At 65.0% G+C, this 20064-nt stretch carries 22 protein-coding genes and 1 other RNA gene; 12 read left to right on the top strand and 11 right to left on the bottom strand.

Going from position 1 to position 20064, the window contains the following annotated elements:
- Positions 1–12: 12 nt before the first annotated feature.
- An RNA gene (ffs, locus tag RID11_RS11185) (signal recognition particle sRNA small type) lies at positions 13–109 on the top strand.
- Positions 110–132: 23 nt separating this feature from the next.
- Here the strand turns inward: ffs and RID11_RS11180 are convergent.
- Positions 133–645 (bottom strand): protein-tyrosine phosphatase family protein, encoded by a 513-nt coding sequence (locus RID11_RS11180; RefSeq protein WP_350138994.1) that lies wholly within the window; start codon positions 643–645, stop codon positions 133–135.
- 117 nt (positions 646–762) lie between these two features.
- On the opposite strand from RID11_RS11180, the gene RID11_RS11175 reads away from it, so the two are divergent.
- From RID11_RS11175 to RID11_RS11160, 4 genes are all read left to right on the top strand, one after another.
- Positions 763–2532 (top strand): DNA polymerase III subunit gamma/tau, encoded by a 1770-nt coding sequence (locus RID11_RS11175; RefSeq protein WP_350138991.1) that lies wholly within the window; start codon positions 763–765, stop codon positions 2530–2532.
- Between the two features lie 102 nt (positions 2533–2634).
- On the top strand, positions 2635–2979 hold the full coding sequence (locus RID11_RS11170) for a YbaB/EbfC family nucleoid-associated protein (RefSeq protein ID WP_350138988.1): 345 nt from the start codon (positions 2635–2637) through the stop codon (positions 2977–2979).
- Positions 2980–3049: 70 nt separating this feature from the next.
- Positions 3050–3643 (top strand): recombination mediator RecR, encoded by a 594-nt coding sequence (gene recR, locus RID11_RS11165; protein WP_350138986.1) that lies wholly within the window; start codon positions 3050–3052, stop codon positions 3641–3643.
- Between the two features lie 51 nt (positions 3644–3694).
- A complete protein-coding gene (locus RID11_RS11160) occupies positions 3695–4024 on the top strand; it encodes a DUF1294 domain-containing protein (RefSeq protein WP_350138983.1) in 330 nt (109 codons plus the stop codon).
- Positions 4025–4030: 6 nt separating this feature from the next.
- On the opposite strand, the gene RID11_RS11155 is transcribed toward RID11_RS11160, so the two are convergent.
- From RID11_RS11155 to RID11_RS11130, 6 genes are all read right to left on the bottom strand, one after another.
- Entirely contained in the window at positions 4031–4489 is a 459-nt protein-coding gene (locus RID11_RS11155; protein ID WP_350138980.1) for a phage regulatory CII family protein, read from the bottom strand.
- Between the two features lie 291 nt (positions 4490–4780).
- Positions 4781–5902 (bottom strand): beta-ketoacyl-ACP synthase III, encoded by a 1122-nt coding sequence (locus RID11_RS11150; protein WP_350138978.1) that lies wholly within the window; start codon positions 5900–5902, stop codon positions 4781–4783.
- 125 nt (positions 5903–6027) lie between these two features.
- Entirely contained in the window at positions 6028–6984 is a 957-nt protein-coding gene (locus tag RID11_RS11145) for a 2-hydroxyacid dehydrogenase (RefSeq protein ID WP_350138975.1), read from the bottom strand.
- A complete protein-coding gene (locus RID11_RS11140; RefSeq protein WP_350138973.1) occupies positions 6981–7319 on the bottom strand; it encodes a tRNA-binding protein in 339 nt (112 codons plus the stop codon). Before RID11_RS11140 ends, RID11_RS11145 begins: the two co-directional genes overlap by 4 nt.
- A complete protein-coding gene (gene proC, locus RID11_RS11135) occupies positions 7312–8127 on the bottom strand; it encodes a pyrroline-5-carboxylate reductase (protein ID WP_350138971.1) in 816 nt (271 codons plus the stop codon). The genes RID11_RS11140 and proC overlap by 8 nt, the downstream gene beginning before the upstream one ends.
- Before the next feature lie 44 nt (positions 8128–8171).
- On the bottom strand, positions 8172–8672 hold the full coding sequence (locus RID11_RS11130) for a type III secretion system chaperone family protein (protein WP_350138969.1): 501 nt from the start codon (positions 8670–8672) through the stop codon (positions 8172–8174).
- Between the two features lie 307 nt (positions 8673–8979).
- Here RID11_RS11130 and RID11_RS11125 point away from each other — a divergent pair, with 307 nt between their 5' ends.
- The 6 genes from RID11_RS11125 (at position 8980) to RID11_RS11100 (ending at position 15483) form a co-directional block, all read left to right on the top strand.
- Positions 8980–9597, top strand: coding sequence for a paraquat-inducible protein A (locus RID11_RS11125; RefSeq protein ID WP_350138966.1), 618 nt, complete (start codon positions 8980–8982; stop codon positions 9595–9597).
- Positions 9576–10229, top strand: coding sequence for a paraquat-inducible protein A (locus RID11_RS11120; RefSeq protein WP_350138963.1), 654 nt, complete (start codon positions 9576–9578; stop codon positions 10227–10229). The genes RID11_RS11125 and RID11_RS11120 overlap by 22 nt, the downstream gene beginning before the upstream one ends.
- Positions 10226–12292 (top strand): PqiB family protein, encoded by a 2067-nt coding sequence (locus RID11_RS11115; protein ID WP_350138961.1) that lies wholly within the window; start codon positions 10226–10228, stop codon positions 12290–12292. Before RID11_RS11120 ends, RID11_RS11115 begins: the two co-directional genes overlap by 4 nt.
- Before the next feature lie 3 nt (positions 12293–12295).
- The gene (locus tag RID11_RS11110) at positions 12296–12862 is read left to right on the top strand and encodes a PqiC family protein (RefSeq protein ID WP_350138958.1); all 567 of its coding nucleotides are present in this window, start codon (positions 12296–12298) and stop codon (positions 12860–12862) included.
- A 225-nt stretch (positions 12863–13087) separates the two neighbouring features.
- Positions 13088–14491 (top strand): DegQ family serine endoprotease, encoded by a 1404-nt coding sequence (locus RID11_RS11105; RefSeq protein WP_502949354.1) that lies wholly within the window; start codon positions 13088–13090, stop codon positions 14489–14491.
- A gap of 149 nt (positions 14492–14640) precedes the next feature.
- A complete protein-coding gene (locus RID11_RS11100) occupies positions 14641–15483 on the top strand; it encodes a dienelactone hydrolase family protein (protein ID WP_350138955.1) in 843 nt (280 codons plus the stop codon).
- A 9-nt stretch (positions 15484–15492) separates the two neighbouring features.
- Here RID11_RS11100 and RID11_RS11095 read toward each other — a convergent pair whose 3' ends face one another.
- The 4 genes from RID11_RS11095 to rbfA are packed head-to-tail and all read right to left on the bottom strand — an operon-like array spanning position 15493 to position 18132.
- A complete protein-coding gene (locus RID11_RS11095; RefSeq protein WP_350138952.1) occupies positions 15493–16062 on the bottom strand; it encodes a DUF1643 domain-containing protein in 570 nt (189 codons plus the stop codon).
- Positions 16059–16964 carry a tRNA pseudouridine(55) synthase TruB gene (gene truB, locus RID11_RS11090; protein WP_350138951.1) on the bottom strand — a complete coding sequence of 302 codons (906 nt, stop codon included), beginning with the start codon at positions 16962–16964 and terminating at the stop codon, positions 16059–16061. Before truB ends, RID11_RS11095 begins: the two co-directional genes overlap by 4 nt.
- Before the next feature lie 36 nt (positions 16965–17000).
- Positions 17001–17750, bottom strand: a complete 750-nt coding sequence (locus tag RID11_RS11085) for a phosphodiester glycosidase family protein (protein ID WP_350138949.1) — start codon at positions 17748–17750, stop codon at positions 17001–17003.
- On the bottom strand, positions 17737–18132 hold the full coding sequence (gene rbfA / locus RID11_RS11080) for a 30S ribosome-binding factor RbfA (RefSeq protein WP_080458242.1): 396 nt from the start codon (positions 18130–18132) through the stop codon (positions 17737–17739). The genes RID11_RS11085 and rbfA overlap by 14 nt, the downstream gene beginning before the upstream one ends.
- 311 nt (positions 18133–18443) lie before the next feature.
- Here rbfA and RID11_RS11075 point away from each other — a divergent pair, with 311 nt between their 5' ends.
- Entirely contained in the window at positions 18444–19997 is a 1554-nt protein-coding gene (locus RID11_RS11075) for a trimethylamine methyltransferase family protein (RefSeq protein WP_350138947.1), read from the top strand.
- The last annotated feature ends 67 nt before the right edge of the window (positions 19998–20064 follow it).

The following is a 20064-nucleotide window of genomic DNA, read 5'->3' as shown; positions in this document are numbered from 1 at the left end:
ATGTCACCGTTCGAGAGGTTGGCGCGGGCAGGCACCTCGCCAACCCGGTCAGATCCGGAAGGAAGCAGCCGTAACGAGCCACGCTTGGGTCGTTGTCCAACCTCTCACCCTTTTTTCGACATCGGCAAAGGCTTAGCCGCGCAACGCCCAAGCCATCTGCGCCTCGGTCTCGACTGCGCAGGGCCGCACCGACCGCAAGCGACGCAGCGCAGCGTCGGGTGCTTCTCCGGTTTCGATCATCAGGCGCAACGCCACCATGCCGGATCGGCCACACCCGCCCCGGCACTGGACAAGAACCCGCCCGCCCCCGTTCAGTGCAGCGCGGGCCGCCTGGCTGGCGTTGCGCCATTCCATGTGTTGATCAGGGCTCGGCACACCGAAATCCGGCAACGGAAAGGCAATCCATCGCGTGCCGGTGTCCTGTAGGTCCGCACCAAACCCGGACGCCCCGGCCGTGGCACGTTCCATTTCCTCGGTCAGGCTGATGACGAGCGCCGGCTTCCAGTCCCGTATATGGCTGAGGTCAGACGCATAATCCCCCGCAGCCCCGGGCAGCGGCGCAAGCGCCAGCGTGCCTCCGCCCACGTGCAGGGCATGGATCACGAAGCCCGTCACGATACCACCTCTTGCAACAGCGTCAGTCATAACCACCCCCAACTCGCACGCACATAGCTTTGCCACGGCCTGCGCAAAAAGCAAGGTGGACGCCCCGCCTGCCCCGCTTTACCTTGCCCCAGACCCCCGAATCCGAAAGGCCCGCGCATGTCCGACACACCCAAGACCGGCTATCAGGTTCTGGCCCGCAAATACCGGCCCGAGACCTTTGCCGATCTGGTCGGGCAGGATGCGATGGTGCGCACGCTCAAGAACGCCTTTCAGGCCGACCGCATCGCGCAAGCCTTCATCATGACCGGCATTCGCGGCACCGGCAAAACCACCACCGCGCGGATCATCGCCAAGGGGATGAACTGCATCGGCCATGACGGCGCAGGCGGCCCGACAACCGATCCCTGCGGAGAGTGCGAGCATTGCCGCGCCATCATGGAGGGCCGCCATGTCGACGTGATGGAGATGGACGCGGCCTCGAATACCGGCGTGGGAAACATCCGCGAAATCATCGACTCGGTGCATTACCGGGCCGCCTCGGCGCGCTACAAGGTCTACATCATCGACGAGGTGCACATGCTCTCGACGGGCGCGTTCAACGCGCTGCTGAAGACGCTGGAAGAGCCGCCCGCGCATGTGAAATTCATCTTCGCCACCACCGAGATCCGCAAGGTGCCGGTCACCGTCCTGTCGCGCTGCCAGCGGTTTGACCTGCGCCGGATCGAGCCCGAGGTGATGATCGCCCTGCTGCGCCGCATTTCGGACCGGGAGAGCGCAGAGATCACCGACGATGCGCTCGCCCTGATCACCCGCGCCGCCGAAGGCTCGGCGCGCGATGCAACCTCGCTACTGGATCAGGCGATTTCCCACGGCGCAGGCGAAACCAGTGCCGAGCAGGTGCGCGCCATGCTTGGGCTGGCCGACCGGGGCCGGGTGCTCGATCTCTTCGACATGATCATGAAGGGCGATGCGGCGGGCGCGCTCTCGGAGCTTGGCGCGCAATATGCCGAAGGCGCCGACCCGCTAGCCGTGCTGCGCGACCTATCGGAAATCACCCACTGGATTTCCGTGGTCAAGATCACCCCCGACGCCGCCAACGACCCCACCATCGGCCCCGATGAGCGCGCCCGCGGGCAGGAGATGGCCGAGGCCCTGCCGATGCGCATCCTGACGCGCATGTGGCAGATGCTGCTCAAGGCGCTCGACGAGGTGGCCGACGCCCCCAACTCCATGATGGCCGCCGAAATGGCCATCATCCGCCTGACCCATGTCGCCGACCTGCCCACGCCCGAAGACCTCGTGCGCCGCTTGCAGGACAGCCCGCCGCCACAACCGGGCGGCGGAGGCGGCGCGCGGCCGCAGGCACAAGGCCAAAGCACCTCGGCGCAGGGCAGCGCCCTGCCCCGCCCCACCCATTCCGGCCCCTCGGGGCCGAGCGCACGGGGCACTGGACAGGTCACGGCTCTCGCGCAGGACGCGGAAGAGGCGCTCGCCCATTATCCCACCTTCGAGCATGTGCTCGACCTGATCCGCGCCAATCGCGACGCGAAACTGCTGATCGAGGTCGAAGGCTGCCTGCGCCTCGCCGCCTACCGCCCCGGGCGGATCGAATTCACGCCGACACCCGACGCGCCGCAGGACCTCGCACAACGTCTTGGCGGCGCGCTGCAACGCTGGACCGGCAACCGCTGGGCCGTCACGCTGGTGAATTCGGCCACAACACCCACGATCCGCGAATCGCGCCATGCCGAACAGGATGCGCTTGAGGCCGAGGCAAAATCGCACCCGCTCGTGCGCGCGGTGTTCGAGGCCTTCCCGAAGGCCGCGATCAAGGAGATCAAGACCGCCCGTGACATCACCACCGATGCCGGGGTTGAGGCCCTGCCCGAGGTCGAGGATGAATGGGATCCCTTCGAGGAGGACTGATCCCGCCGCTTGCCTGTCGCCTTTGTCATGCCAATATGCTTAAAGACGGCGAAATCTTTCCCGGCCCGCCAAAACGGGCCACGATCCAGAGGAGATCATATCATGTTCAAGGGTTTGGGCCAGATGGGCGACATGGCCAAGATGATGAAGGCCGCGCAGGAAATGCAAACGAAAATGGCCGACCTTCAGGAAGAGATGCACAACATCATGGTCGAGGGCGAAAGCGGCGCCGGCCTCGTCAAGGCGACCTGCACCGCCAAGGGCGAGTTGAAGGGCCTAGATATCGACCCCTCGATCTTCAATTCCGACGACAAGGAAGTGGTCGAGGACCTGATCCTCGCCGCCATTAAGGACGCGCAATCCAAGGCCAGCGACCGCGCCCAGGAAGAGATGAGCAAGCTGACCGAAGGCATGGGCCTGCCCAAGGACATGAAACTGCCGTTCTGATACCCGGCATCCATCTTTCCGGAAATCACGCTCGCTCGACGCGCGGCAGCCCACCACACGGATGTGAAGATTGAATAGCACCCGCGACATCGACGCCCTGATCGACATGATGGCGCGCCTGCCGGGGCTTGGGCCGCGCTCGGCCCGGCGGGCGGTGCTGCACATGATCCGCAAGCGGGCGCTGCTGCTCACGCCGCTGGCGGATCTGATGCAGACCGTCGCCGCCACCGCCCGCGAATGTATGACCTGCGGCAATATCGGCACCACCGAGACCTGCGATATCTGCGCCAGCGAGAAACGCGCCAACGGCCAGATCTGCGTGGTCGAGGACGTGGCCGATCTCTGGGCGATGGAGCGTGGGCAGGCCTTCAAGGGGCGCTATCACGTCCTCGGCGGCACGCTCTCGGCGCTCGATCAGATCGGGCCAGAGGCGCTGCGCATTCCGCAACTGGTGGACCGGGTCGAGACCGAAGAGATCACCGAGGTGATCCTTGCGCTCAACGCCACGGTGGATGGTCAGACCACCGCGCATTACATCGCCGATCAACTTGAAGGCAAAGTTACGCTCACATCTCTCGCACAGGGTGTTCCCATTGGCGGCGAGTTGGATTATCTCGACGACGGGACCATCAGCGCGGCGCTCTCGGCGCGCAAAAGCCTCTGAGCCGCCGCGTCACGCGGCACCTGACACACTCAAATACCTGAAAATATTGCCATGTCTCCGCTTACTCTTGCCCTCACCTACCTAATCGGGCTGAACATTGTTACGCTCGGTCTGTTCTGGTGGGACAAGCAGTGCGCGATTCACAGACGCTGGCGCGTGCCCGAAAGCACGATGCTGACGCTGTGCCTCGTCGGCGGCTCGTTCGGGGCCAAGACGGGACAGGCGATGTTCCGCCACAAGACCCGCAAGGAGCCGTTCCGCACCTCGCTGAACGCGATTATCGTGCTGCATCTGGGGGTTTTGTCGGCCCTCGTACTTCCCGGGTTCCGCGCCTCTGTGGTGGCCATGCTGCATGACGCTTCGGCGGCACTCTTCGGATGAGACCGCTCAGCTGACCTCTTCCTGAAGGTGCAGTTTCATCTCGATCAGCACCTGCTGCAATTGCGTCGTCTCGCGCAACAGGCGCTTGGCCTCGTTCACGGTGATCCGTCCATCCTCGATGCTCTGCTGATATTCGGCCATCAGCATCGCGAACCGCTGTGACAGGGCGATCACGTCGCTGTTTACGTTGGCCTTCTCATCGGCGTTGCGCCGCTCTCCGCTCAGGCTCAGGTGAATGCCCTTCAACTCGGCAAGGGCACTGGTGACATGCGGATAGCTGGATGCCTCCTCCAGTGCCGCCACCGCATCGACCGGCATGAAGCGATCCGCATGTTCCTCGTGATCCGAATAGTAGCGGCCCAGCGTAGCCTTGGACTTACCTGTCAGCCTGCACGCCGCCTCAATGCCCACGTCCTTCACGAGCGCCTCGGTGTGCTTTTTCAGGTAGCTTTCCATCCTAGACATGAATCATCCCCAACTCTCCCCAAAACCAGGGGAACCCAAAACATCTTTTCCCATTAATGACTTTGCCGGGGAATGTCATTTCCAAATTAATCCCGGGGCTTACTCGGGGTGCTGGCTGCTTTGCGCGGGGCTGCGACCTCGGGTCGGGCAGGGGTGGGGCCGATAGGTGCAGGTATTCCCCCCTGCCCGGTCGGGACCGTGACGGCGGGGCCGCAATCATCCCCGGGCAGTTCTGTCCAGCGGCTTTGCCAGTGCCGGTTCCGGGGCCTCACCCACGGCCCGGCGCATGGCTCACGCCCGTTCCACCAGCACCGAGCCCACAGAATAGCCTGCGCCAAACGAACAGATAAGCCCCTTGTCGCCCGGTACCAGATCATCGGAATACTTAGAAAACGCGATGATCGACCCGGCAGACGAGGTATTGGCGTAATCCTGCAGGATATTCGGCTGCTCGCCCGCCTCGGGTACACGGCCCATCACCTTGCGGCCGATGAAATCGTTCATCGTCTTGTTGGCCTGATGCAGCCAGAGGCGGCGCAGGTCGTCGGCCTTGACGCCGTCACCCTCCAGGTGCCCCAGGATATGCGCCGAGACCATCGGCAGCACCTCCTTGAACACCTTGCGCCCCTCCTGCATGAACTGCATGTCGCGCCGGTCTGCCACCCCATCCGGGCGCGTGCGCCGCAGAAAGCCATTATTGTTGCGGATGTTGTTCGAGAATTTCGTCGCACAGCGCGTCGAATGGATCAGGAAATGCGCGCCCTGCGCCTCCTCCGCCGCCTCGATCACCACGGCGGTGCAGACATCGCCAAAGATGAAATGACAATCCCGGTCGCGCCACTCCAGATGACCCGAGCAGATCTCGGGGTTGACCACCAGCGCCCGCCGCGCACTGCCCGCGCGGATCATGTCCGCTGCCGCCTGAATCCCGAACGTGGCCGAGGAACAGGCGACATTCATGTCGAAGGCAAAACCGCCCGCGCCCAGCAACTCCTGTATCTCGATGGCAATCGCCGGATAGGGCCGCTCGTGGTTCGAGGCGGCGCAGATGATCAGGTCGATCTCCGCCCCCTCGCGCCCCGTCTGCGCCAGTGCCTTGCCACAGGCATCGAGCGCCATTTCCGCCATGATCCCCGGCTCGTCATCGCTGCGCTGACGCAAGAGCGGATGCATCACCTCCGGATCGAGCACACCGCTCTTGTCCATCACATGCCGCCGCTCGATCCCCGAGGCGTTGTGAATGAACTCCGGCGAGGACAGGCCCTTGGCCTCGACCTCGCCCTCCGCGATCGCCTCGGCATGGGCCGCGTTGAAGCGCTCGGCATAGGCGTTGAAGGCCTCGACCAGTTCCTCGTTGCTGATCACGTCGGCGGGCGTGAAAACACCCGATCCCGTTATCGCGGGCTGCACCATATCGCACTCCTCAAGGTTCCGGCCAGATCACCGCAGGGCATCCCGAAGGTCAAGCGCAACGTCGCGCAAAACCGGGCGACCGGGGTTTCTTCTTGGCAAAAATACCCAAAAACACCCGTCGCGGTTCAGTTCACCTGATTGGGCGGGGTCTCGCCGTCAAAGAACGCGCGCAGGTTCTCCACCGCCATCAACCCCATGGCCTCGCGCACGTCCAGCGCGGCGGTCCCCAGATGCGGCAGCAGCGTCACGTTCTCCATCGCCTTGAGTGCATCCGGCACCACCGGCTCGCGCTCGTAGACGTCGAGCCCCGCCCCCGCGATGCGCCCCTCTTGCAGTGCTGCGATCAGGGCCGCCTCATCCACCACGTCGCCGCGCGCGATATTCACGAGATGCCCCGTTGGCTTCATCGCGGCCAGCACCTCGGCATTGATGATATGCTTGGTCTCGGCCCCTCCGGGCAGCGCGATGACGACGATATCCGCCTCTGCCGTCACGTCCTCGATCCGCGGCAGTTGCCGGGCCTCGAACTCCATCTGCTTGTCCGAGCGGTTGTAATAGACCACCTCCATGCCAAAGCCGAAATGGCAACGCCGCGCGATGGCCTGCCCGATGCGGCCCATGCCGATGATGCCCACGGTCTTGGCCGTAACATGCAGCCCCAGCATCTGCGTCGGGTTCCAGCCCGGCCATTTGCCAGCCCGCACCAGCCGCTCGCCCTCGCCCGCGCGGCGCGCGCTCATCAGGATCAGCGTCATCGCGATATCGGCGGTCGCATCGGTCACCGCACCGGGCGTGTTGGTGACGGCAATGCCCACCTCCCGCGCGGCGGCCGCGTCGATATGGTTATAGCCCACCCCGAAATTCGCCAGAATCCGGCAGCGGCTGCCCTCGGCCTCGGTGAACACATCCGCGCTGAACATATCGCCAAGCGTCGGCAGGATACCGTCATAAAGCGCCAGCGCCCCGCGCATCTGCCCCAGCTTGAGCGGGGTGTTGTCGTCGCGCATCTCCACATCGAAATGTTCGCGCGCGACGTCGAGCACGCGGGCGGGCATGGGCCGGGTGATCAGGATCCGTTTCAATGCAGTCTCTCTCCGATGGGAACGTCCATGTCAGGGCGTATCAGAACGATATCGCCCTTGCTATCGCTGAGCCCCAGAACCAGCACTTCGGACAGAAACTTGCCGATCTGCCGGGGCGGGAAGTTGACCACCGCCAGCACCTGTTGGCCGATCAGCGCCTCAGGCTCATAATGCGCGGTGATCTGCGCGCTCGATTTCTTCTCGCCAAGCTCCGGGCCGAAATCCACCCAGAGCTTGATCGCGGGCTTGCGCGCCTCGGGGTAGGGCTCGGCGCGGGTGACACGGCCGACCCGGATATCGACCTTGAGAAAGTCGTCAAACGTGATCTCAGCCATTGCGCAATTCCCGCGAACGATCAGTGGCAGCCTTGACCGTGCGCACCATCAGCGGCGGCAGGCCGGCGTGCTCGTCCATCAGCACCTCCAGCCCCGCCTGCGTGGTGCCGTTGGGGCTTGTGACGTTCTGGCGCAATTGCGCGGGCGTCTCATCCGCCGCCTCGGCCAGCGCCCCAGCGCCCGCCACGGTCGCTTGCGCCAGTTGCATGGCAAGTTCCGGTGATAGCCCCTGCGCCTCGCCCGCCCTGGCCATGCATTCGATCATGTGAAAGACATAAGCCGGGCCAGAGCCCGAGAGCCCTGTGACCGCGTCCATCTGCCCCTCATCCTCCAGCCGCACGGCCTGCCCGACGGCCTGCAACAGCATATCGGCCAGATCGAGTTGCTCAGGCGTGGCATGGGCATTGCCGATGATCGCGGTGATCCCGCGCCCCACGGCGGCAGGGGTATTGGGCATCGCCCGAACGATCGGGGTCTCTGCCCCAAGCGCCTGCTCGAATGCGGAAATCGGTGTGCCCGCTGCGACCGAAACAAACAGCGTCGCGCCATTGCCCCGGTCGCGCAGCACCGGCAGCGCCTCACCCATCATCTGCGGCTTGACCGCGACCAGCACGATGGCAGGCGCGTCAGGCAGATCAGCGTTGATCTGCACGCCGGTGCCGCGCAGCCAGTCCGACGGATTCGGGTCGATCACCCAGACCGAGGCGGGCGGCAATCCGTCCGCCAGCCAGCCCTGCAACATGGCGCTGCCCATCTTGCCGCAACCCAGTAAAACAAGGCCGTTTTCGGCCACGTGATCCATGGTCATGGTGATCCCCCGCGTTTGATTACACCTCTTCGCGGGGGTCAGTGTTACGCGCGCCCGTAGGCCTCTGCAATGGCGACTTGCATCGCCTGTTGCGGGGTCTGATCGCCCCAGATTGCCAGTTGAAACGCCGGATAATAGCGCTCGGCACTCAGGACAGCGGCGCTCAGCAGGGTGTCGATTTGCTCGGGCGACGGGGCCTGTGCGCCCGCCATGACAAGGCCGTAGCGATAGACCATCAGCTTTTGCTCACCCCACCAGGTGAACGCGCCCGACCAGCATTGATCGTTGATTTCATTCAGGATTTCATAAAGCGCGGGCAGCTTGTCCTCGGGCGGCTCCATGTCAAAGGTGCACACGAGGCGCAAGGTCTCGTCATGGTGCGACCAGGCGAGGGTCAGCGAATAGGTCCGCCATTGTCCCTCGACCGCCATGGCGATCTGATCGTCGCCGATCCGATCGAAATCCCAGTCGTGATGTTCGGCGATATGCTCAACAATATCAATGGGATGGAGATCTTCTTGAAAGAAGCTTTCGGAAAGTGCCATGGCGCCGCCTCATTTGCTGTAGCGCGGGGATGGCGATGCACCCCCAACGCTAGGTGCCTGCTCTACGGGCGGGGGCCATTCCCACCGCCCATACAAGATATGGTGCGGGCATTCTGCCCCCCTGTAAAGCAATTTGTTGGGGATACATGCAATATGTTGTGGATGAATTCGCCGACGCCTCAAGCAGAGACACCTGCAAAAGGCGACATGGTGCCACTCGTTCGGGTCCGGGGGTTGAGTTCCGCCCTCGCTTCCCCCACTCTTGACGCTTGCCGGGTCAGGCCCGTCACCCTGATGAAAGGGACCAATGCGCGACGCAACGGACGAACTGGACGATCTGATCGTCTGCCCGACCTGCGATCTGGTCTATCGGGCGCCCACCGTGGCGGCGCGCGAACGGGCCTATTGCGCACGCTGTCATACCGTGCTGATCGCACCCCGGCGCAAGGCCGGTACGCAACTGATCGCGCTGGCCCTCACCGTGCTGATCCTGATCGCGGCGGCGACGGTGTTTCCGTTTCTCGCCATCGGCGCGGGCGGGGTCCGGCACGAGGCCTCGGTGCTCGATACCGCCTTTGCCTTTTCGGGGCTGCTGTCGGTGCTTGCGGTGGCGGTGCTCCTGTTCATCGTGATCATCCCGGCGCTGCGGCTGATCCTGCTGATCTACGTGCTCGCCCCGATCATCCGCGACCGGCCGCCCGCACCGCATGCAAAGGCCGCGTTTCGCCTCTCGGAGAAGCTCTTGCCTTGGTCGATGGCGGAAATTTTCGCGCTTGGCTGTGCCGTGGCCCTTGTCAAGCTGAGCGATCTGGCCGAGGTGTTCTTTGGCCCTGCGGCCTGGCTCTTTGCCGCGCTCGTGGTGATCGTGGTGGCGAGTGACCGATTGATGTGCAGGTATTCGATATGGACCTCCCTGAAGGAGTGAACACCGCACGGGGGCAGGGGCTTGTCGGCTGCACCCGCTGCACCCGCCCCTCGCCCGCAGGCACCGCGCGCTGTCCGCGTTGTGGCAGCCGCTTGCAGTCGCGCGATGCGATGTCGCTGCAAAAGGTCTGGGCATGGTGGCTTGTGGGGCTGGGCTGTTATATCCCGGCCAATCTCTACCCGATGCTGGAAACCCGCACACTGGTCAGCACACAGAGCGATACCATCGTCGGCGGCGCGGTCGATCTGGCGCGGCATGGCAACTGGGGCGTGGCTGCGATCATCCTGATTGCCAGCGTCCTCATCCCGGTGGGCAAGTTCGTCGTCCTCGCCGGGCTCGCCATCGGGGTCCGGCACGGGCCGCAGATCTCCGAGGCGTGGCGGCACCGGCTCTACGAGGTGGTGGAATATATCGGGCGCTGGTCGATGATCGACGTTTTCGTGGTGGCCATCCTGTCCGCGCTGGTGCAGCTTCAGGCGCTGGCCACGATCACGCCGGGACGGGCAAGCCTGTTCTTCGCCCTATCTGTAATATTCACCATGCTGTCGGCGCAAAGCTTTGACAGCCGCCTCATCTGGGACAGCGCCGAGGGCACGCGCCCTGCCCGAAAACCGAAGGAGCGTACCGCGTGAGTGACAAGACCACATCCCCGCCCGAGGCCCCGGTCTCCCCGGCCGGCCGGCCGGTCTGGCAACGGCTGTCGATTGTCTGGATCGTGCCGCTCGTGGCCCTTGTCGTGGTGCTCGCCATCGCGTGGCAGAACTACGCGGATCGCGGCCCACTGATCGAGATCGGCTTCGAGAACGCCAGCGGCGTGCGCGCGGGCAGCACCGAATTGCGCTATCGCGACGTCAAGGTCGGGCTGGTCGAAGAGGTGGGCTTTGCTCAAGGCCTTGAGCAGGTGCTGGTCAAGGTGCGGCTGGATCAGGATGTGGCACCTTACGTGGACAGCGATGCGAGCTTTTGGGTGGTGCGCCCGCAGGTCACGACGCAAGGCGTCTCAGGCCTCGACACGGTGCTGTCGGGCGTCTTTATCGAAGGGTTGTGGGACAACGAACCGGGCCCGGCGACCACGCGTTTCGAGGGCTTGGCCGACGCCCCGCTGGAGCGGTTGGGCACCCCCGGGCTACGCCTGACGCTGCGCGCCTCGGGCGGGGCCGCGCTGACCGAGAATGCACCGATCCTCTATCGCGGGATCGAAGTGGGACGCATCGGCAAACCGGTCATTTCAGACGAGGGCAGCACCGCCGAGGCCGAGGCCGTGATCTACGCCCCACATGACCGCCTGATCAACAGCGCGACGCGGTTCTGGGATGCCTCGGGGTTCTCGTTTTCCTTCGGGCCGGGCGGCGCTGCGGTCGATTTCTCGTCCATCGCCTCGCTGGTCTCGGGCGGCATCACATTCGATACCATGCTGTCGGGTGGCACCTCCGTCGATCCCGGCGCACGGTTTACCGTGTTCGCCGAGCAATCGGCGGCGCAGGCCAGCATCTTTTCCGGCAACGAGGGCGAGGCGCTGACGCTTTCGGTGCTTTTTGACGATAACATCACCGGCCTGTCCACAGGCGCACCGGTGGAATTGAACGGGCTGCGCATCGGCGAGGTCGAGGCGCTCAACGGCATGGTGGACGAGGCGCGGTTCGGCGATGGCAACGTGCGCCTTGCCGTCACTTTGGCGATCCGGCCCGGGCGGCTTGGCCTTGATGGCGAGAATGGTGCCGAGAACGCGCTTGATTTCCTGCGCGAGCGGGTGGCCGAGGGGCTGCGCGCGCGACTTGCCACGGCGTCGATCCTCACCGGCGGCCTCAAGGTTGAACTTATCGAGGTGCCGAATGCCCCCGAGGCGCAGATCACCCAGACCGAGGGCGCGCCGCCGGTCCTGCCCACCACCGAGAGCGAGATCGCCGATGTCTCGGCCACCGCCGAGGGCGTGTTCGAGCGGATCAATGCCCTGCCCGTCGAGGAGGTGATGGCGCAGGCCATCACCCTCATGCAGAACGCCAACACGTTGATTGCCAGCGACGATACACGCGCCGTGCCCGGCAACGTCAACGCGCTTCTGTCTGAGGCGCAGGCCCTGCCTGCGCGGCTCGATACAACACTGTCGGAACTTGAAACGCTGATCGCGCAGATCAACGAGCAGGCGCTCGCGGCCCGCGTCTCCAGCCTGCTGGACGACGCGGCAGAGGCCGCGCGCAGCGTCGGCACCGCGACCGACGGCCTGCCCCGGCTCATCGACCGTCTCGATGCGGTCGCCGCCCGCGCAGGCGAGGTCGAACTTGATGTGCTGGCCGCCGATCTTTCTGCGCTGCTGGCCAGTGCCGATGCCCTGATCGGACAGGACGACACCCGCGCCCTGCCCGGACAGCTCAATTCCACGCTCGGCGAACTGGCCCTCGTACTGGAAGAGTCGCGCGCGGGTGGCGTCGTCGACAATGCCGTCGCCGCGCTCGATTCGGCCCGTAGCGCGGCCGACACTTTCGCCGAAGCGGGCAACGATCTGCCCGGCCTCATCGCCGAGGCGCGCGGCGTGCTGGCCCGCGCCAATACCACGCTCGAAGGCTATCAGGCGCAGGGCGGGGTCGGGCGCGACGCCCGCGCCGCCCTGCGCGAGGTCGAGGCCGCGGCCAAGGCCGTCGCGTCGCTCGCCCGCGCGCTCGAGCGCAACCCAAGTTCCCTGATCCGAGGACGCTGAGCCATGTTCAAATCCCTATCCATCATCTGCCTCACCGCCCTGCCCCTGCTGGCCGCCTGCGCCTCGGCCCCCGAAGAGCGCATCGCCGTGCCCCGTGCGCAAACCACTGAAAAACAGCGCATCGCCTATGCCACGGTCGCGCTGCGCAACGTCTCGCTGCCGACCTACGCGGCGGGCGAGGCGATCTTTACCGCCGACGAGACCGGCCGCCTGCGCGACAATGGCGGGCTGTTGTGGGCCGACGATCCAAGCCGCGCGATGACATTGGAACTGGCGCGACATCTGACCGGGATCACCGGCGCGCGCGTCGCCTCTGAACCTTGGCCGTTTCTCGATCCGGCGGCGGCAGAAGTCGAAATTCGCGTCGAGGACATGCTGGCGCGCGCCGATGGCACGTTTCAGTTCTCGGGGCAGTATTTCGTCACATCCGAAGAGGGCCGCGACCGCGCACGTCTGTTTGACCTGACCACCCCAGTCGCCGGTGAGCGAACACCCGCCGATCTGGCGGATGCGCGGGCCCGGCTGGTGCGCGATCTGGCGCTGGACGTGGTGCAACGGGGCCTGAAGTGAACTTTGACGCCCGGCAATACTTGATTTCCGCGCGTCAAAGCGGTCACATGAACGTGACTTGAGGTTGCGCCCTTTGCGATCCGGCCCGAGGCACCTACATCTGTAGGCGAGGCTGGCGCGCGCGGCGCGCCCTGTTTGACACGAACCAAAGGAGATATTGGCGTGAACCTCCCGATGATATCCACGACACGATCCCGGGCGACGCCGCTCAGGTCGCTCTGGCTGATGGCCCTGGTTGTGGGCCTTCTGCTTGCACAGGCGATCGCGGCGCAGGCGCGCCCGGAGAGCTTTGCCGATCTGGCGCAAAAGGTCAGCCCGTCGGTCGTCAACATCACCACCTCGACCGTGGTCGAGCGCGGCACCGGCCCCTCGCCGATGGTGCCCGAAGGCTCGCCCTTCGAGGATTTCTTCGAGCAATTCCGCGACCGCATGGGCGAAGGCGACCGCCCGCGCCGCTCCTCGGCGCTCGGCTCTGGTTTCGTGATTTCCGAGGACGGCTTCGTCGTGACCAACAACCATGTCATCGAGGCCGCCGACGAGATCAATGTCGAGTTCTTCTCGGGTGAGACCCTGGCCGCCGAAGTGGTCGGCGTCGATCCCAAGACCGATATCGCGCTTCTGAAGGTCAAGGCCGACAAGCCGCTGCCCTTCGTCAATTTCGGTGATAGCGACACCGCGCGTGTCGGCGATTGGGTGCTCGCCATGGGTAACCCGCTCGGTCAGGGCTTCTCGCTGTCGGCGGGGATCGTCTCCGCTCGCAACCGTGCGCTCTCGGGCACCTATGACGACTACATCCAGACCGACGCAGCCATTAACCGGGGCAACTCGGGCGGCCCGCTCTTCAACCTCGACGGCGAGGTGGTGGGCGTCAACACCGCGATCCTCAGCCCCACCGGCGGCTCGATCGGGATTGGCTTCTCGATGGCCGCGAACGTGGTCAAGCGCGTGGTCGACCAGCTTCAGGAGTATGGCGAGACACGGCGCGGCTGGCTGGGTGTGCGCATCCAGGACGTGACCGATGACGTGGCCGAGGCCATGGATCTCGAGAAGACCGCAGGCGCGCTGGTGACCGATGTGCCCGAGGGCCCCGCCGCAGAGGCTGGCATGCAGGCCGGCGACGTGATTACCTCCTTCGACGGCAAGGAGGTCGAGGATACCCGTGGCCTCGTGCGGCAGGTGGGCAACACCGCCGTGGGCAAGACAGTCCGCGTGGTCGTGTTCCGCGACGGCAAGACCACGACGCTCAAGGTCACGCTTGGCCGCCGCGAAGAGGCCGAGAACGCGGTCCCGGTGGCACAGCCCGGCGAGGATCCGTCCGAACCGCAGCAAAAGGACATCTTCGGTCTGACGGTCCAGCCCCTCGATGACGAGCTGCGCACCCAGCTGGAACTCGACAGTGACGCGACCGGGCTGGTGGTCACAGATGTGGACGAGTTGTCTGAGGCCTATGAAAAGGGTCTGCGCGCCGGTGACGTGATCACCGAGGCCGGGCAGCAGAAGATCGCCTCGATCGGCGATCTCGACGACCGCATCGCCGAGGCCCGAGAGGCAGGGCGCAAATCGCTCCTGCTGCTGATCCGCCGCGCCGGCGAGCCGCGCTTTGTCGCGCTGACACTCGAAGACAGCTAAACCACAGTTCGACCATAGCTTGAAAGGGGCACCCTCGGCGGTGCCCCTTTTCATGTCCGGGCGGTCTCATCTTTGCGATGCAGGCTTCTCACAACCTGAAGGATTGGCTATCAAGGCAGCGCAACCATATTGGTTTCCCGGAGTGTCAGATGAGAGTTTTGCGTGTTGTGTTGATCGGGATCGTCGGTGGCGTGCTTGCGCTTGTCGTCGCCGCACTGTTGATGGCACCAGGGACCGAACAGGCAGCCCCTGCCTCGGAACACCCTGCAACAAAAGCCCCCGAAATCCGACCCGGCACGCTGATCGAACGGCCGCGTGGCTTTCTCACTCCCGCGATTCCAGATAGTTTCGACTATACCCCCTCTGCCGAGATCGCACGGCAGAGCACCCGGTATCAAAGCGACGGGCTGTCCTGGCACGCCCTCGTGCCGCCCGGCAATGCGGCGGCCCCGGTGGTCGTACTATTGCACGGCGCCAATCGTGACGGCCTGTCGATGCTCGACATGTGGCAGCGGGTGGGGCGCACGCGCTCGGTGGTGCTGATCGCCCCCGACGCACCTGGCAAGACATGGGCGGCACAGGATATCACCGCCCCGCGCATCGCAGCCATGCTCGACACCGTCGCCGCGACGCGGCCCATCGACCGCGCGCATGTCTACCTGTTCGGTCACTCGGCCGGGGCAAGATACGCCGCCCTGCTCGTCAATCGCGGCATCGGTCCCTGGCGTGCCGCGGCGCTGCATGGCGGCTATGGTCCGCCCGACCAGTACCGCCCCACGCCCGAGGCGCCCCCGTTGCGGCTCTATCTCGGCGAGCGCGATCACATCTTCTCGGTGGAAGGCGCGCAGGCGGCAGCGGCGGCGCTTGTGGCGGCAGGGCATGACACGGAACTGCACCTCATCCCCGATCACACCCATTGGTTCTACGAAATCGGCCCCAACCTTGCCGCCGATGCCTGGGGCTGGTTCGACAGCCTTGACGATCCCTCCTGACCCGCCACGTCAGTCCAGCGCGGGGAAATCCATCAGCGCAGTATCCTTGCGCAGATAGAGCGGATGCTTGGCCGAACCGTCCTTGTTCAGCCCCAGGCATTTGAGCGGGCGGCCAGTCTCGGCAACGGCGCGCAGGACACCGCCCACCACGCCCGCGTAGCGCGCGTGCAGCTTGCCAAAGGCCATCACCACGCACTCCGCCTCTCGCGCCATATCGACGAGGGCCGGGATGTTCGCAGCGCTGCACGCCAGCGCCGGGTCGGGCGGAAGGTCGCGCGGCGAGGTGGCCCGCCAATCCAGCACATTGCCCTTGAGATAGCGGGTAAAGCCCCAGTCGCGGGCGAACATCAATTCCCGGTGGCAGGTGGGGTCGGATACCTCCGCCCCGGCCACCGACGGGTTCATCCCCACGAAAAGCACCGCGCGCGCCGCCTCTCCCTCGGGCGTCCAGTCGCGGGTCAACGCCTGCCGATAGCGTCCGCAGTCGGAAAACGTCGCCCCGCCGATCACCCCGTCGGGCAGGCGCAGCCGCACCTTGCCGCCCGGATCATGCAGGTGGTCGGGGGCGTTTCCGGTCATTGGTTGAACACGCGGCTCGGGTGCAATTCGCCCGCCTTGAACCGGCCCACGGCCACCGCGCGCCCGTCCTGCGCGGCCCAGCATTCCTCGCCATATTCCACGTCATTCGCGATCACCATGCCGGGGTTGCCATTGCGCAACCGTGCCGCGCCCTCTAGCGTGGCGGTAACCATGGGCAGGTCGCTCAGCCCCTCTTCCAAGGGCCGCAGATACGTGTCGAGATCGGGCGACTGCGCCATCGCCTCGATCTGCTCGATGCTCAGCGCGCCCTCAGTCTCGAACGGGCCAGACCAGACCCGCCGCAGCGCCACGACATGGCCGTAACACCCAAGCGCCGCCCCAAGATCCCGCGCGACCGAGCGCACGTAACCGCCCTTGCCGCAGACCATTTCCAGCACCGCGTGATCGGCATCCGGCCGGTCGACCAGCAGCAATTCCTCGACCCAGAGCGGGCGGGCGGCGACCTCGAAGGTCTCGCCCTCGCGGGCCAGTTTATAGGCGCGCTGTCCGTCGATCTTGACGGCGGAATATTGCGGCGGCACCTGCATGATATCGCCGACGAACGCCCCGAGCGCGTCTTTGATCTCGTCATCCGTGGGGCGCGTGTCGCTGCTGGCGATCACCTCACCCTCGGCATCGTCGGTATTGGTGGCCTGCCCCAGCCGGACGGTGAATTCATAGGCCTTGAGCGCGTCGGTGATGTAGGGAACCGTCTTGGTCGCCTCGCCAAGCGCCACCGCCAGAACCCCCGTCGCCTCGGGGTCGAGCGTGCCGGCATGGCCCGCCTTTTTTGCCTGCAGGGCCCATTTCACCTTGTTCACCACGCTGGTCGAGGTCATGCCCGCAGGCTTGTCCACCACCAGCCACCCGTTTACGTCGCGCCCCTTGCGTTTGCGTGCCATCTGCGGCCTTTTCCTGCTTTTGAACGAAGCGCAGGGCTAATCCAGCGGGGTCTCCGCGTCAACCACAAGCCCCACCATCGGCCCCAGTGGAAACCCGAGGTCATTGCGGCCCAGCCCCGGCGCGTATAGCCGCGACACCTTGCCATCGAAATAGAGCGCCTGCGCGGCGCCCAGATGATCGCGGAACACCCGCCCGAAGCGATGGAAATTCACCGGTTCATCGGAAATCACGAACCACACCCGCCCGTCGTCGGACGTGCCCACGCCGTTGCGGATATAGCGGCTGTCGCTGTCTACCAGAAAGCGCGGATGCAGCGCGCCGTCGATCACCAGCATCGGGCCGGATTGGCTGGCATAGCGGCAATCGGGCCGCTCCTGCGCATAGCGCAGCGTCTCAATCACCGCCGCACGCCCGTCGCGCAGGCAAAAGACACCATTGGGCAATAGCCCGAAATTCCCGGGGCCCTCGCGGGTGACCAGCGGCGCAACTTCCCGCCCGTCTTCGATATAAAGACCCACAGGACGGCGATCACCGTGATACATGCCCGCATTCATCGCAAAGGCCAGTTGTTCGCCCGCCTTCGCCAGATGCGCATCGACCCCGGCGAAACTGCCAAGCAGCGTGTCCGTCTCGGGGTCGTTCAGAAAGAGCCGAAGGTCGGCCCCCGCCTCGACCGCGCAGATCACATAGCCCTGCCCCTCGACTTGCTCAGCCCGGCACTCCGCCACCGCAGGGGCCGCCAACAGACAGGCCCCGAGGGCGGCGCAGAGCCTAGTCCTCCACATCCCGGCGCACCTCGTCCTGCTCGAACAGCCTGCGCGTCTCGTCAATCTGATCGAAGGTCTCATCAAGCCGAAAGCGCAGATCCGGGGTGAATTTCAGCCCCGCCTTGCGCCCGATGATCCGGCGCAGCTCGGCCTTGTTGCGGGCCAGAAGCTCGATCACCTCGCCCTGTCCGCTGCCGCCAAGGGGCATCACATAGGCGGTCGCGATCTTGAGATCGGGCGAGGTGCGTACCTCGCCCACGGTGACCGACAGACGGTTGAGGTCCGGGTCATGGATATCGCCGCGCATCAGCACGTCCGACAACGTCCTGCGGATAAGTTCGCCGACACGAAGCTGGCGTTGCGAAGGGCCGGGCCCGTCATTGAACTTGTTCTTTGCCATGTGACGCATCTAAGCCCTGACAGGCGACATTCCAAGCATAGAATATCCGCAGAGAAGGTTTGAGGAGAGGTGCATTTGTTTGCCGGAGTGTGGCTTGGCCCGTGGCGAACCACGTCCCACGCGTTCAAAAAAGAAAATTCAAGGTCGTGGCCCGGCCGGTTTCATTTTCTGTGCTCCTCGAACGCGCGGTCCCGGGACGGCAGCCCGACAAAAGCATCTGTTCGGGATGTCGTATTCTGCAAGAGGATATCGCAAACCTGCACGTCAAACGCCTCCACCCCTCCCAGACTAGGACGGGAAGGAGACCCGCCATGACAACCCTGACCAAACCCCGCGCCCGTGCCGGGGGCCGCGCCGCGCGGCGCAGCATCCGCAGCGCGCCGAAATTCGACATGCTGCCCGGTCTGACCCGCACTCTGCCCACCTGCGAGGTGATGGACCCCGATCAGATCGCGCGCATTGATGCGGCCTCCATGAACATCCTCGAAAACGTCGGCGTCGTGTTCCGCGACGAGATCGCGCTTGCGGATTGGCGTCGCGCGGGCGCCAAGGTGGTGGGCGAGCGCGTTTATCTCGACCGTGGCCTCGTGCGCGACCTCGTTGCCACGATCCCTGCGGATTTCACCTATCACGCCCGTGATCCACAAAAGAACGTCCGCCTCGGCGGGCCGCATTCGATCTTCGTGCCGATGACCGGCGCGCCCTATCTGCGTGATCTCGACGACGTGCGCCGCAATCCCACGCTCGCCGATCTCGCGATGTTCCACAAGCTGAGCCACATGATGCCCGCCCTGCATTCCAGCGCGCATCACATCGTGGAGCCCTACGACCACCCGATCAGCCAGCGGCACCTGCGGATCACCTATTCCTCGATGAAACACTCGGACAAGACCTTCATGGGGATGACGACCAGCCCCAAGAACGCCGAGGACGTGATGGAGTTGTGCGCCATCCTCTTCGGCGCGGATTTCATGGAGGATCATCCCGTCACCACCGGCAACTGCAACGGCAACTCGCCGCTGGTCTGGGACGAGACGATGCTGGGCGCGATGCGCGCCTTCTGCCGCCGCAACCAGCCGGTGCTGTGCTCGCCCTTTGTCCTCGGCGGGGCGAATACACCCGCCTCCGTCCCCGCAACGGTCGCGCAACTCAATGCCGAGGCGCTCTCGGCACTGGCCTATACCCAGGTGATCCGCCGCGGCTGCCCGGCAATTTATGGCCATTACCTCTCGACCGTGTCGATGCGGTCGGGCGCACCGATGGCAGGCACACCCGAGATCTCCCTCATGAATTTCATGATCGGCCAAATGGCGCGGTTCTACGGCGTGCCATGGCGCACCTCCAACACGCTGGGCGGGGCCAAGACCTTTGATGCGCAGGCAGGCTATGAGAGTGCCACGACCCTGTCGGCGGTGATCCATGCCGGTGCCAATTATATCTGGCATTCGGCGGGCTGGAACGAGGCCGGGATGCACTGCTCCGTCGCCAAGTTCGTCGTGGATGCCGAACAATGCGCGATGGCGCACCGCATGGCCTCGGGCCCGCAATGGGGCGATTTCGACGCGGCCCTCGCCGCGATCCCAGATGTCGGGCCAGGCGGGCATTATCTCGGTCATCCGCACACGCAGGAGAATTTCCAGATCGCGTTCTTCATGCCCGATCTCTTCGACAACAACTCGATCGAGCAATGGGTGGCCGATGGATCGAAGGAGATCACCGAGCGCGCCCTCATCCACGCGCGCCGCCTGCTCGACGCCTATGAAGAGCCGACACTCGACGCAGGCGTGAACGAGGCACTGCTCGACTATATTGCGCGGCGCGAGCGCGAAATCCCCGCCGCCGACGCGCTTAATCAAGACTACTGAAACATTCTCCCTGACCTGGCCCGCCCCTTGTGGCGGGCCTTCTTTCTCAGCTTCATCTTGCCTGAAA

The sequence above is a fragment of the Roseovarius sp. genome (assembly GCF_040219995.1).
GTDB lineage: Bacteria > Pseudomonadota > Alphaproteobacteria > Rhodobacterales > Rhodobacteraceae > Roseovarius.
Note: the sequence above shows the minus strand (reverse complement) of the source record. Positions and strands in the feature narration are given on the sequence as shown.

What these genes read in the sequence shown, in the direction of transcription:
- RID11_RS11175 (WP_350138991.1), top strand. Translation starts at nt 763, where the DNA reads ATGTCCGACACACCCAAGACCGGCTATCAGGTTCTGGCCCGCAAATAC.
- truB (WP_350138951.1), bottom strand. Translation starts at nt 16,964, where the DNA reads ATGGCACGCAAACGCAAGGGGCGCGACGTAAACGGGTGGCTGGTGGTG.
- RID11_RS11120 (WP_350138963.1), top strand. Translation starts at nt 9,576, where the DNA reads ATGGACCTCCCTGAAGGAGTGAACACCGCACGGGGGCAGGGGCTTGTC.
- RID11_RS11150 (WP_350138978.1), bottom strand. Translation starts at nt 5,902, where the DNA reads ATGGTGCAGCCCGCGATAACGGGATCGGGTGTTTTCACGCCCGCCGAC.
- RID11_RS11110 (WP_350138958.1), top strand. Translation starts at nt 12,296, where the DNA reads ATGTTCAAATCCCTATCCATCATCTGCCTCACCGCCCTGCCCCTGCTG.
- RID11_RS11180 (WP_350138994.1), bottom strand. Translation starts at nt 645, where the DNA reads ATGACTGACGCTGTTGCAAGAGGTGGTATCGTGACGGGCTTCGTGATC.
- RID11_RS11100 (WP_350138955.1), top strand. Translation starts at nt 14,641, where the DNA reads ATGAGAGTTTTGCGTGTTGTGTTGATCGGGATCGTCGGTGGCGTGCTT.
- RID11_RS11155 (WP_350138980.1), bottom strand. Translation starts at nt 4,489, where the DNA reads ATGTCTAGGATGGAAAGCTACCTGAAAAAGCACACCGAGGCGCTCGTG.
- RID11_RS11140 (WP_350138973.1), bottom strand. Translation starts at nt 7,319, where the DNA reads ATGGCTGAGATCACGTTTGACGACTTTCTCAAGGTCGATATCCGGGTC.
- RID11_RS11130 (WP_350138969.1), bottom strand. Translation starts at nt 8,672, where the DNA reads ATGGCACTTTCCGAAAGCTTCTTTCAAGAAGATCTCCATCCCATTGAT.
- RID11_RS11095 (WP_350138952.1), bottom strand. Translation starts at nt 16,062, where the DNA reads ATGACCGGAAACGCCCCCGACCACCTGCATGATCCGGGCGGCAAGGTG.
- RID11_RS11170 (WP_350138988.1), top strand. Translation starts at nt 2,635, where the DNA reads ATGTTCAAGGGTTTGGGCCAGATGGGCGACATGGCCAAGATGATGAAG.
- RID11_RS11125 (WP_350138966.1), top strand. Translation starts at nt 8,980, where the DNA reads ATGCGCGACGCAACGGACGAACTGGACGATCTGATCGTCTGCCCGACC.
- rbfA (WP_080458242.1), bottom strand. Translation starts at nt 18,132, where the DNA reads ATGGCAAAGAACAAGTTCAATGACGGGCCCGGCCCTTCGCAACGCCAG.
- RID11_RS11160 (WP_350138983.1), top strand. Translation starts at nt 3,695, where the DNA reads ATGTCTCCGCTTACTCTTGCCCTCACCTACCTAATCGGGCTGAACATT.
- RID11_RS11075 (WP_350138947.1), top strand. Translation starts at nt 18,444, where the DNA reads ATGACAACCCTGACCAAACCCCGCGCCCGTGCCGGGGGCCGCGCCGCG.
- RID11_RS11105 (WP_502949354.1), top strand. Translation starts at nt 13,088, where the DNA reads ATGGCCCTGGTTGTGGGCCTTCTGCTTGCACAGGCGATCGCGGCGCAG.
- proC (WP_350138971.1), bottom strand. Translation starts at nt 8,127, where the DNA reads ATGACCATGGATCACGTGGCCGAAAACGGCCTTGTTTTACTGGGTTGC.
- RID11_RS11085 (WP_350138949.1), bottom strand. Translation starts at nt 17,750, where the DNA reads ATGTGGAGGACTAGGCTCTGCGCCGCCCTCGGGGCCTGTCTGTTGGCG.